Source organism: Phocaeicola faecalis, from assembly GCF_021730445.1.
Taxonomy (GTDB): domain Bacteria; phylum Bacteroidota; class Bacteroidia; order Bacteroidales; family Bacteroidaceae; genus Phocaeicola; species Phocaeicola faecalis.
In genome coordinates, this window is the sequence record NZ_JADNRM010000010.1 from 23,093 (window position 1) to 36,145 (window position 13,053).

Genomic DNA, 13,053 nt, shown 5'->3' on the forward strand with positions numbered 1-13,053 from the left:
TTAACTTAACACATTACAAAGATATGAGAAAAATTTCTTTGGAAGGGTATTTATACCCAAAAAGTTCAGCTTTTAAACAAATATTACGAACTATGAAAATTGCAGTCTGCCTTTTACTGGCATCTACTCTTAGTGCATTCAGTATGGATGTGTATTCTCAAAGCGCTAAAGTCAGCTTGGAATCAAACACTATAAAGGTAGCTCAATTAATCTCTGCTATTGAGGCACAGACTAATTATCTATTTGTATACAACAAAAAGAACGTTGATTTAAACCGAAAAGTCAAAATCAACGCTACCCACAAAGCCGTTTCTGAAATATTAGACGAAGTCTTTGAAGGAACCGGTATTTCTTATGTCATGGAAGGTAAGAATATCGTCCTGACAAAAGGGAATGGCACAATTGGTGAACAGCAACCCAATACCATTACCATTAAAGGTACAATTACCGACACACAAAATGAGCCCATCATTGGTGCAAATATACTTCAGCAAGGTACAACCAACGGTACTATTACCGATGTCAACGGTGAGTTTACTCTGGAGGTACCTTCTGACGCACAATTGATAATCTCCTATATCGGTTATAAGAAAATCATTATCCCTGTAAACGGTCAGACTACCTTCACCGTCAAAATGGAAGATGACGCCCTCAAATTGGATAATGTAGTAGTTACAGCGATGGGTATTAAGAAAAAAGAGGCCTCATTGACTTATTCTACCCAACAATTGAACGGTGATGAACTGACACGTGCCAAAGATGCCAATATGATTAATTCACTGGCCGGTAAATCTGCCGGTGTCACCATTACAAAAAACTCTTCCGGTTTGGGCGGTTCTGCAAAAGTATCTATCCGTGGTGTCCGTTCTGCCAATGAAAACGGCAATAACCAACCATTGTACGTCATTGACGGTGTCCCTATGCTGAACAACACTACTGAACAATCATTCAGCGTAATGGGTGGTAATAATGATGCCGGTAACCGTGACTCCGGCGACGGCATATCCAATCTCAACCCAGATGACATAGAAAGTATGAGTATTTTAAAAGGTGCATCTGCTGCCGCACTTTATGGTTCTCAAGCTGCCAATGGTGTAATCTTAATTACAACCAAAAAAGGGAAAGCAGGTATGCAAAGAATTACATTCTCTTCCAACCTGACAGTCGACCATGCTGTTTCATTACCCGAATTCCAAAACAGCTATGACGTAGACGGTTTAACCAATTGGGGTACCCAAAATACTTCCATGAAGAATTATGATAACGTAGGTGACTTCTTCGGAAACGGTATTACTGCAATCAACTCATTGAGTATTCAAGTAGGAAAAGAAAAAGTTCAGACCTATTTCTCATACGCCAACACAACTGCGTCAGGTATTATCGATGCCAACAAATTATACAAACATAATCTGGCATTGCGCGAAACCGCTACACTATTCAACGATAAACTTACATTGGATGCCAATGTGAACCTGATTTCCCAAACAATCAAAGACCGCCCCACTTCCGGTGGTTATTACATGAACCCGTTGGTAGGACTTTATACTTTCCCACGCGGCAAGGATATGAGCGAATATCGCGACAATTATGAAGTTTTCGATGAAGGACGTAATCTGCCATTGCAAAATTGGTATACCTCCACAGCCGATTTTGAACAGAATCCTTACTGGATTGTAAACCGTATCACCAGTAAAGACAAACGTTATCGCGCCATTGCATCGTTGAGTGCAAACTTCAAGGCCACCGACTGGCTGACTTTACAAGCCCGTGGCAATATCGACTTTATCAATGACAAATACCAACAGAAATTCTATGCCGGCACAGCAGCCAATCTTTGCCATGCAAACGGACGCTATGTAGACATGAACGACCAGGAATTTTTAATGTATGGTGACGTAATGGCCATGTTTAATAAAACATGGAAGGACTGGAGCGTAAATGCAGCTGTCGGCGGCAGCATCAATGTGCAGAAAACCAATATGCTTAAGTTGGATTCCGGAAAGGCCGGTTTGTATTATGCAAATGTATTCACAGTTCCCAATATGATTCTTAATACCGGAACTGCCTATATTGACGAAACCCTGAATCAACGCCGCACAGTACAATCTATATTCGGGACAGCACAAATCGGTTGGAAAGAAGCCGCTTATATTGACTTGACCGCGCGTAATGACTGGTCATCCACTTTGGCAGGAACCAGCAGCCGCAAGAAAGGCTTCTTCTATCCGTCGGTAGGTTTGACATGGATTATGTCCAAGAGCCTTCCTATGCCCGAATGGATTAACTTTGCAAAAATTCGTGGTTCATGGGCACAAGTAGGTAACGACCTTCCTATCGGCATCACTTCTCCTATTCCGACTATCACAGCCGGTGGCATCGTTCATCAAATTCAATATGACATTGACGAAAACCTGAAGCCTGAAATCTCTTCTTCTTGGGAAATCGGTATGGAATGGAAATTCTTCAACAGCCGTCTGGATTTGGACTTCACCTACTATCGGACAGATACAAAAAACCAATTATTGTATATCAGCACTCCGACAGGCGCACACCCACACAAATATATCAATGCAGGTAAAATCCGTAACTCAGGTGTTGAACTGACTGTAGGCGTCACGCCTATAATGAATGAAAACTTCCGTTGGAAATCAACAGTAAACTTCTCTACCAATAAAAATAAAGTGGTTTCTTTAGGTGGCAATGACGAGTTCGTATATGGTGATGACGGTTTGTCAATGCCTTACAGAATGCGCGTTAAAGAAGGCGGTTCACTGGGTGACCTCTATGGTAACGACTTCAAACGTGAAAACGGCAAGATTGTAACCGATGAAAAGGGAGTGCCGGTACTCGAAACAGGAAACAATGTATTGATTGGAAATGCTAACCCAGACTGTATGCTGGGATGGAGTAACACATTTACTTACAAAGGCTTCAGTCTTTATTTCTTGGTCGATGCTACAATCGGTGGTGACGTCATCTCGCTGACTCAGGCTGCTCTTGACCTGAAAGGGCTTAGCAAAGTATCTGCCGAAGCACGTGACAAAGGCTATGTAGAAGTAGAAGGACAGAAATTTGAAGATGTAAATGCTTTCTATAATAAAGTGGCAACACGAGGTGATGCTTGTACATCCTATTATCGTTACGACCGGACCAACGTTCGTATGCGTGAGATATCACTAGGGTATTCATTTCCGCAGAATATGCTGGAAAAGACAAAATTTATCAAAGGTCTTGACCTCTCATTAGTAGCACGCAACTTATTCTTCTTCTACAAAGACGCTCCGTTTGATCCGGATGCAACAATGTCTGTAGGTAATACCAATCAAGGTATTGACGTATTCGGCATGCCGTCTACTAGAAACATAGGTTTCAATATTAAATTCACATTCTAATACTCAGACCATTATGAAAAGTAATAAATATATTCTCTCCATATTATTAAGCGGAATTATTGGAATGACCGCTTGTACAGACAGTTTTGAACGCTATAATACTCCTGACGGAGCATTCACCGAAGATTTGCAGGATTATGATTTTCAAAGACAGCTCATCCCATTCAAAACTTCTCAAACTGCAATCATCTATCAGACCGGAGTAGACGGTACCGACTGGCAATACCAAATTATGCAGAGTTTGGCTGCCGATATGTTTGGCGGATACTTTCATGATATGAAAGGCGATTTCAACGACAAGAATTCCACCTACAACCTTAACCTAGGTTGGACGAGTGCTCAATGGAGTTACAACTATGCACAGGGAATGCCCGCTATTGCCAGTGCAGAAAAGATTGACACCAAAGAAGAATATCCAACTTTCTATGCTGTCAACAAGATTATCAAGGTAGCCATGATGCATCGTGTATCAGACTATTACGGTCCGATTATTTACAAGAACTTCGGTAAAGACAACCCTGCTCCCGAATCGCAACAAGAAGTATACAACGATTTTTTTGCCGACTTGTCAGAAGCTATAGACTTACTGAAAACACACGTTGCTGATAATGGTCCTGAAACATTTGCCGGTGTAGACATTATGATGCCCCCGGGAAAACGCAATTATGCCCAATGGATAAAATTCGCCAATTCATTACGCCTCCGCTTGGCTATGCGCGTTTCCAATGTAGACAAGAGTCTGGCCGAGGCTCAAACCAAAGCAGCATTAGACCCAAACAATGGTGGAGTGTTAGAAAAAGCTGATGATACAGTAGGTGAATATGGAATACGTAATCCGTTGGGGGGCGTCAACGGTTGGGATGAAGTCTTTATGAATGCCAACCTTGAATCTTTCTTGAATGGATATGAAGATCCTCGCATGGATAAATACTTCGTACCTGCAACAGGCAACTCGGGAGGTGACGGTGATGTAGCAGAATTATTCCCGATAAAGAATAAGTTTAAAGGAGTGCGTCAGGGTACAGGCATTGTTACCGACAATCGGTATGTCACTCATTCCAAGACCATTGTAACTACCTCAACTCCGATTATCGTAATGACGGCAGCCGAAGTGTGGTTCCTTCGCGCCGAAGCTGCATTAAGAGGATATGTAGACCCCGGAAAAGAAGCCGAATATTATAAGAAAGGTATAGAAACCTCTTTTGCACAATGGGGTGCAGGTGATGCAGGTGCTTACCTGACGAGTGAAAATGTTCCGGCTGACTATAAAGATGCTTTCAATGCAAAATTCGATGCCAAAGCAACGACCTCCATTACTCCTAAATGGGATGATGCCGCAACAAACGAACAAAAATTGGAACGTATCATTACACAAAAATGGCTGGCGTGCTATCCCGACGGCTGCGAAGCATGGGCAGAGCAACGCCGTACCGGTTATCCGAAGCTATTCAAAGTGGCTGTAAACAACAGTCAGGGAACCATCAACACCGATATCATGATTCGCCGTCTTCCATTCTCCAATGAATTGGATGCAAGTACCATCAGCCAATTAACCAGTTTACTAGGTGGTGCCGACAATGGCGGAACACGCCTGTGGTGGGATGCCGGAAGAAATAATTTCTAAAAAGGCAAAAAAGCACAAGTGTTTTATCACAGTTATGTATTAAAAAAATTCGCTTCAGATTTCAGGGTATTAGCATAAGGCAAAAAGAAGTGTCAAGGCGGAAAGTAGCATTGCTTTCCGCCTCTTTTATTTATTTCACTGATATATTTCACAGGATTTATAGAAACCTATTTGGATATTAGCTCTCACTACGCTACCTTTGCATACAGAAACAAATAATCACAACCTATGAAAAGACTCATTATTCTAGGCACTTTCTTATTATCAATAAGCTGCCTAAATGCTCAGACTTCAACAAACTACGAAGAAGCAAGTAATCCAATTGCAACCAATCCCTCTTTATGGGCTAAAGTAAGTGCTCCGCAAGTCAGCTGGGGTAGCACAGATATTAGATACAAAAAAGAAGAACCTGCTCCGATTGCCCGACTTAAAAAAGACATTAACCTTACTGCATGGAAGGGTGAAAGAGTTTCGGCACAGTTTGTTGTATGGACTCCTGAAGCACTCGACAACTTATCTTTTATAGTCAGTGACCTAACCTCCGGCAAAGAAACGATTTCAAAAGACGACATCCGTACCGGTTTTGTACGTTATGTCATGACCGACGAATTAAATAAAGACGGAAAAGGCGGATGCGGCTACCGTAAGAGTTCGGATTATGACTCTACACTTGTAGCAGACCCTATCGACCATATCGCCTCCACCCTAGTGGTACCTGCCAATGCAACACAAGGCGGATGGATTAGTGTCCGTGTGCCTCAACAGGTAAAAGCCGGAAAATATACCGGTACCGTTACTGTAAAAGATGGAGATAAAGTCTTATCAGAACTGAAATTAGCAGTAAATGTAAAGAATCACACTTTGCCGGCTTCCACCGAATGGGCTTTCCATCTTGATTTGTGGCAAAACCCGTATGCCGAAGCACGTTACTATAATGTAGAACCGTTCAGCAAAGAACATTTTGACCGTATGCGTCCCGATATGCAAAATTATGTAGATGCAGGCGGAAAAGTCATCACTGCCTCTATCATGCACAAACCTTGGAACGGCCAGACTTATGATCCCTTCGAAAGCATGGTAACTTGGTTAAAGAAAGCAGACGGAACTTGGTATTTCGATTATACCGTATTCGACAAATGGGTGGAATATATGATGTCATTGGGAGTTAAAAAGCAAATTAACTGCTATTCAATGGTACCTTGGAGACTCTCCTTCCAATACTTCGACCAGGCAAGCAATTCATTCAAATATCTGGATGCCAAACCAGGCGAACCTGCTTATGATGAATTTTGGGGCAATATGCTGACCTCTTTCGCCAAACATCTGAAAGAAAAAGGATGGTTCGACATAACACATATATCTATGGACGAACGCCCGATGAAAGACATGTTGGCTACATTAAAAGTGATTCGTAAAGCCGATAAAGATTTTAAAGTTTCTTTAGCAGGAACCTATCACGATGAATTAGTGAAAGAATTGCATGACTATTGTATCGCCATAGGCGAGAAGTTCCCTGCAGAAGTGATTAAATCACGCAGAGAAGCCGGACAGGTCACTACCTATTATACCTGTTGTACCGAACCCCGCCCGAATACTTTCACTTTCAGTGCACCGGCTGAAGCTGAATGGTTAGGTTGGTTTGCTGCCAAAGAGAACTTGGACGGTTACCTCCGTTGGGCTTTAAACAGCTGGGTTAAGAATCCTTTGCAAGACAGCCGTTTCACAGCATGGGCTGCCGGAGACACTTATATGATTTATCCCGAAGGACGTTCATCCATCCGTTTCGAACGTCTGATTGAAGGTATTCAAGCTTACGAAAAGATTCGCATCTTAAAGGAAGAATTCGAAAAGAAAGGAAACAAATCAGCTATCAAACAAATTGATAAAGTATTGAAAACATTCGACGAATTCAGTCTGGAAAAGATTCCGGCTGCTACGGTTGTTGCTAAAGCTAAAGAAGCTATCAACAAATATTAAGAAACAATTTATCGGGAGGATGTATCAGAACTTATCAGGAGTTTTGACACATCCTCCTTTATTTAATGACACTTGCAGAATAAACGAAACTCATTGATGAAGAAGAATATTATAATTAATATAACAAGCTGGCTGTGCATAGGTTTGCTTCTATTTTCATATTTGGAACGGCAACTTGCATTCCACTATTTTTATATCGAACAATTTCGTTTGTTCCGTTTCAACCAAGACTACGCTCTCCAACTCTTTTCCCATCCCGGAGGTATCTCTGAATACATTGCTTCTTTTTTAATTCAATATTTCATCCACCCGCATATCGGACCGCTGATTATGACCTGTCTGTTTCTCTTTATCAGCATCGGTGTGCAGACCATCTGGAGGAAGCTGTCTCCCAATTTGGAAATGCCGTTGGCCTATCTGACACCGGGCATCCTACTATTATTGGCCGATATGGATTTCAATCATCATCTGGAAGGCATCCTTGCCTACGCATCGGTAGTCTGGATACTCAATTTATACATCCGCATCCGTTCCTCATTGATTCGGATTTCATTCATGACCATCGCCTCATGGCTACTGTTCTACTTTGCAGGTCCGGCATTCGAAGCAGTCATATTCTGTGCTATTTTCTATGAATTCTATAAAAAATCATCTTCTAAATGGTATTCCCTTCTTTTACTCCCTTTAGGTATTTTTCCCGCCTTTTGGTGGTATCAGACAGGACTGGGAGGAGAAGCACGCATTGTATTCTCGCCCGATGCTTATTTCCATCCCCGATTGGCATTACAACCTATTATTTATTATGCTTGGGGTGCATTATTACTCATATTCGCACTAGCCTGCCTATGTGGTAAATTCAAAGGATTTAAAAAGAAATGGATGGTCTATACCTCTCCTATTCTTCAAATCATATTGGCAGGATGGTTCCTACACAACGGAACAAAGACATACAACTCCCCTACGTTGTATTTTGTAAAAGAGCTCGATTATTACGCCAGAACCGAACAATGGGACAAACTTCTTTCTGCTCCCCTTCGTTCCGATAAAAACGCCATGCACGCCTGCTTCCAAAATCTGGCATTGGCACAAAAAGGCATTTTGGCCAACAAAGCATTATCGCTCAAACAAGTAGGGACAGACGGTTTATGGATTACATGGAACCGTTCCACCACAGCTTCCACCTTATTAAGTGATGTTTATTATGCAATGGGAAATGTAGCCCTTGCCCAACGAATGGCTTTCGAGGGAATGATTTCTTCCGAATGGACTGTAAATCCCCGCCTGCTAATCAGACTGGTGAAGACAAATTTGATTTATGGCAATCATGCCGTTGCCGGCAAATACATCAGAATGTTGGAAGACACGCACGCTTATAGAGAGCAGGCACTTGCTTTAAAACAATTTCTGAACAATGATGAAGCTATAGACAAAGATTCTGAATTGGGGTTCAAACGACACTGTATTGCCAAGACCGACGGCTTGGCCCAAATAGAAGGAGTTCCCTATGATTTGCTCCAAATCGTCGCTTCCAATCCCGAATGTAAGACGGCATTCGAATACCTAGGCATATTCTGTTTAATGAATAAAGATATCATTCCGTTCAACCAACTTATAGAAACCTATCATAATGCCAAAGGGTTGTCGCCTATGCCGGTGAGTTTTCAGGAAGCCATCATTCTCGCCCACGAAGGAGACACAGCAGCATGGACTCGATTGGGCGTAACTCCACAAGTGGCAGAACGTTTCCGTGCTTTCAAGCAAACGGTACTTCAAAACAGAGGAAGTGCCGCATTACCCAATAAGCTGCATGCCGGTTTCGGTAATACATACTGGTATTATTATATGTTCAAAAAATAAAACAATATGAAGAACTCTATCTTATTCCACATATTTTTGCTTTGTATCTGCTGCATAGCCTGCACCGGCACAACTAAAGAACCGGTTGCCGATGTAACGCTGGACGAACTGCCGTCTATCTTTCCCGATTACGCCGATGTCACCATTCCCCCACATATCGCCCCCTTACGTTTTCAGTTATTGGAACCGGGAGACGAAGCAATAGCCGTACTCAGCTGCGGCAATGAAAAGATGATAACGGCAGCTTCCGCTGACGGACAATTTCTCTTTTCAGAAAAAGAATGGAACAAATTACTAGACAAGGCTGTCGGAAAAGACATTAATGTAAAAGTATATCGAAGAGAAAAGAACGAATGGCAAAGCTACCCCACTTTTCTGTGGCATGTATCTGCCGACCCGATAGACGAGTATCTGGCCTACCGACTGATAGAACCGGGATATGAATTGTGGAATAAAATGGGAATCTACCAACGTCATCTCACCGATTATGAACAAACACCTATCATTGAAAACAGCCTGACAAACCATAACTGCATGAATTGCCATTCCTTCTGTCAGCAAGACCCGGAGAAAATGCTGTTCCACATGCGTGCCGAACTGCCGGGTACTTACATTATAAATGGAAAGAGCATAGAAAAACTGGATACGAAAGCCGGTGAAAAAGTGCAGTCATTGGTTTATCCGTCATGGCATCCTACGGGCAACTTTGTGGCTTTCTCCGTCAACAATACCCGTCAGTCTTTCCACATGAACGATAAAAACCGGATTGAAGTCTATGACCTGTCTTCCGACGTGGTAGTATATGATGTCAATAAGCATGAAGTAGTGACCGACTCGCTGATATTCTCCAATAAAGCCTTTGAAACTTTCCCCACTTTCTCACCGGACGGAAAAACACTTTATTTTTGTTCGGCTCAGGCGAAGGAACTTCCCAAAGACTTCAAATCAGTGAAATACAGCCTTTGTTCTATCAGCTTCGACCCCGAAACCCGCCGTTTCGGTCATCAAGTCGATACACTTTACAGCAGTGAACAAGCCACTGTCCAAATAACCGAAACAGAACACAAAAGTGCCTCCTTCCCCCGAGTTTCTCCCGATGGAAAACAACTTGTCTTTACACTGTCCGAGTATGGAAACTTTTCCATTTGGCATAAAGATGCAGATTTATATAGAATAGATTTGAATTCGGGTGTCATGCACCGTATGGATGAAGTAAACAGTGACGATGTGGAAAGCTACCATTCATGGAGCAGTAACAGCCGTTGGCTTGTTTTCAGCAGCCGGCGCATTGACGGTCTTTATACACGTCCGTATCTGGTACATATTGATGAAAACGGAACGTCTGGCAAACCTTTTGTCCTCCCGCAAAAAGACCCTGATTTCTACTCACGCTTCATGTTCTCATATAATATTCCTGAATTTGTAAAAGGTAAAGTAGAAGCCGAGGCACATACTATCGCAAACACTGCACGCAAGCCGGGAAATAGAATCAGAATGGGGAAATAATACTGACCAGAAAGCACGCTTTTACACGTACGTCCGCATGAGGCTACACGTACGTGTGACCTCATGCGGACGTACGTACAGGCCTATACGTACTAACGTGTTTTTTCACTCGAAAGAATGTGTGAATAGATACTCCTCCTATTCACAGAAGCATTCTCATTATAGGCGTTTCTGCGAGATAGGAGGAGTTGCAACAGTCTCAATTACGGACTATTACTTTTAGAATTAAGATTGTATTATAAAAACTCTAAGAAAGAATCAGAAATTAAAAGGGGTACTCTTTACATAAGCCTTATACTTCTTTATCATACCCGGATACGACTCTTCAGCACGTGGCAGATAACGGAAACCGGAAACTTTTACGTCTTCTCCCAAACTTATTACAAACTGGTGAGGATATTTATTTCCATCACGAGTGCTCCAATAGGTAGATTCCTGCAAATCATATATTTTATCGGCAGTAAAGTTGCCCCAACTTGTGCTTTCACTATCAGCATATTCAATCTTCCAATGCTGACGGGAAAGCGGCTTACCATTTTCATCCAACAAATAGAACTCGGCCACGGCAGCATTGTCTTTTCCATCTTGCGCACTCAATGCCTCCAGACAGAAATAACGTCCTGCAACAGTTTTTCCAAATTTAACTTCCTGCCAGCCGTTACCTGCTGACAATTCGCCAACGGCAACCGGGCTCTCGCCTTTCAGATTAAGATTTTGCCCTTTAGCGCGATGGGTGGCGGGAGCCTCAGCGCGTAACATATCAAGAATAGGTTTCTTTAATCCCGATACCGTTGCTTTCTCAGGTCCCATCAAATCAAGAACAATGATTTCATTCTTACCTTTTTTCAGCCAACAGCCAGGCATGAACAAAGTTTGCTGCGGTCCGATTTTCCAAAAACGCCCCATCGCCTTTCCATTAACCCAAACCATTCCTTTTCCCCACGTTTGCATATCTAGAAAAACATCTCCTACTTGGTCTAACTCAAACGTTGCACGATAGTATGCAGGTGCATCAAGTTTTTCACCCTCCACATATTTCTTTGACTCTGCAAAGTCGTGAGCAACCGGGAAACTATAAACTTCCCAATTCTTCAACTCCCGTTTATCCGTCTCGGTCAGCAGTTCAACCTTATCCGTAATTCCTTTACGGTCATGGATAGCCACATCAAAATTAACACGTCCCATCGCTTCAACCAGAATATCAAGTCGGGTACCTTTCTGCAGCGAAGGAAGTACCAACGAATTCTGTCCGCGTCTGCGATCCAGACGTCCCAACAGTTTGCCATCGGCGTACACTTGTGCCCAATCGTGTACTTCATCTATTAACAAAGTAGTACCTTCCTTCACTTCCGGCAAAGAGGTGCGATATAAAATCGTTCCCCAACCTTGGTCGAACTGCTCCATCGGTTTGATATCCTCTGAAAGTTTCGGTTCGGGCAGATTGTCAAATAACGGAGCCACTTCCTTCAAAGCAAATTCGGGAATCTCAATTACCGGATAAGCAGCCGGAACATCGGGTATCACTTGTGCTGAGTCGGCATACTGCATCAACATCTCCCGCAACTTATAATATTTAGGAGTTGCCCAACCCGCTTCACTGATAGGAGCATCATAATCATAAGAACTACACATGGCAGAATAAGCAGGACTATTTGCTCCTCCCCAATGTCCAAAAGTAGTTCCTCCATGCGTCATATACAGAGAAAAAGAGATATGGCGGTCAAGCATATCTTTAATGCCCGAAACCATTGTCTCAGCATCACGAGTTTCATGTTTACGTCCCCAATGGTCAAACCATCCGCTCCAAAACTCGCTACACATTAAAGGTGCATTGGGACGAGCTTCTTGCAATTTTTTAAACTGTGCATCAATATTGGCTCCTGTTCCGAAATTAATTGTCCAAACCAAATCATCCAATCCGTTACGTTGGAAAGTAGAACTCCAGTCACACTGAAACAGAGGCACATCTGTAAAACCGGCTCCTTTGACTATATCGCGTATGTTGGCAATATATTCTTTGTCAGTAGCATAGGCTCCATATTCATTTTCTACCTGTACCATAATGATATTCCCTCCGCGGCTCACCTGCAAATCCGCCAGTTCCTTACCAATCTCATTCATAAAGCATTTTGTTCTTTCAAGGAAATAGGCATCATTGGTACGAAGCTTGATATCTTTCTTTTTCAACAACCACCAAGGTAATCCTCCCATCTCCCATTCCGAACAAACATAAGGACCGGGACGCAACATGATATACATTCCATGTTTCTGTGCCAAACGGCAAAATGCAGCTATGTCATTCTGCCCTTTAAAATCAAACTCGCCCTCTTTTTGTTCGTGGATGTTCCAAAAAGCATAAATACAAATAGTATTCATGCCAAGTGCCTTACACATCTGTATACGATGTTCCCAATACTCGGCAGGAATACGGGTATAATGCATCTCGGCTGCTTTTATCAGAAAAGGGGTTCCATCCAATAAAAATGTTTTATCACCAATAGAAAAAGTATGTTTCTCCTTTTGTATGGGACTACATCCCATAAATATCAAAGAACAAAGGAAGAAAAACAAGACAAAGACTTTACTTGATTTTTTCATAATACGACATTAATAAGCTGATTGTTTTAAAGTACAAAGATAAAAACAACCCTTCTTTCCTAATTTAATTTGCCGGAAAGAAGAGTTGCACAAAACGGA

At 42.3% G+C, this 13,053-nt stretch carries 6 protein-coding genes; 5 read left to right on the forward strand and 1 reads right to left on the reverse strand.

Annotation, left to right across the window (positions count from 1 at the left end):
• Positions 1–23: 23 nt before the first annotated feature.
• The 5 genes from IR173_RS10965 to IR173_RS10985 all read left to right on the forward strand — a co-directional run bounded on the left by IR173_RS10965 (position 24) and on the right by IR173_RS10985 (position 10,356).
• Positions 24–3,392, forward strand: a complete 3,369-nt coding sequence (locus IR173_RS10965) for a TonB-dependent receptor (protein WP_237039642.1) — start codon at positions 24–26, stop codon at positions 3,390–3,392.
• Between the two features lie 13 nt (positions 3,393–3,405).
• Positions 3,406–5,016, forward strand: a complete 1,611-nt coding sequence (locus tag IR173_RS10970) for a SusD/RagB family nutrient-binding outer membrane lipoprotein (protein ID WP_237039643.1) — start codon at positions 3,406–3,408, stop codon at positions 5,014–5,016.
• A 228-nt stretch (positions 5,017–5,244) separates the two neighbouring features.
• A complete protein-coding gene (locus IR173_RS10975) occupies positions 5,245–6,993 on the forward strand; it encodes a DUF4091 domain-containing protein (RefSeq protein WP_237039644.1) in 1,749 nt (582 codons plus the stop codon).
• 96 nt (positions 6,994–7,089) lie between these two features.
• Positions 7,090–8,850: a DUF6057 family protein gene (locus IR173_RS10980; RefSeq protein ID WP_237039645.1), complete on the forward strand. Its 1,761-nt coding sequence runs from the start codon at positions 7,090–7,092 to the stop codon at positions 8,848–8,850.
• A gap of 6 nt (positions 8,851–8,856) precedes the next feature.
• On the forward strand, positions 8,857–10,356 hold the full coding sequence (locus IR173_RS10985; RefSeq protein WP_237039646.1) for a TolB family protein: 1,500 nt from the start codon (positions 8,857–8,859) through the stop codon (positions 10,354–10,356).
• A gap of 258 nt (positions 10,357–10,614) precedes the next feature.
• On the opposite strand, the gene IR173_RS10990 is transcribed toward IR173_RS10985, so the two are convergent.
• On the reverse strand, positions 10,615–12,954 hold the full coding sequence (locus tag IR173_RS10990; protein ID WP_394800665.1) for a beta-galactosidase: 2,340 nt from the start codon (positions 12,952–12,954) through the stop codon (positions 10,615–10,617).
• Between the last annotated feature and the right edge of the window lie 99 nt (positions 12,955–13,053).

Excerpts from the sequence above, each read along its gene's own strand:
- IR173_RS10965 (WP_237039642.1), top strand. The coding sequence starts at position 24 with ATGAGAAAAATTTCTTTGGAAGGGTATTTATACCCAAAAAGTTCAGCT.
- IR173_RS10970 (WP_237039643.1), top strand. The coding sequence starts at position 3,406 with ATGAAAAGTAATAAATATATTCTCTCCATATTATTAAGCGGAATTATT.
- IR173_RS10975 (WP_237039644.1), top strand. The coding sequence starts at position 5,245 with ATGAAAAGACTCATTATTCTAGGCACTTTCTTATTATCAATAAGCTGC.
- IR173_RS10980 (WP_237039645.1), top strand. The coding sequence starts at position 7,090 with ATGAAGAAGAATATTATAATTAATATAACAAGCTGGCTGTGCATAGGT.
- IR173_RS10985 (WP_237039646.1), top strand. The coding sequence starts at position 8,857 with ATGAAGAACTCTATCTTATTCCACATATTTTTGCTTTGTATCTGCTGC.
- IR173_RS10990 (WP_394800665.1), bottom strand. The coding sequence starts at position 12,954 with ATGAAAAAATCAAGTAAAGTCTTTGTCTTGTTTTTCTTCCTTTGTTCT.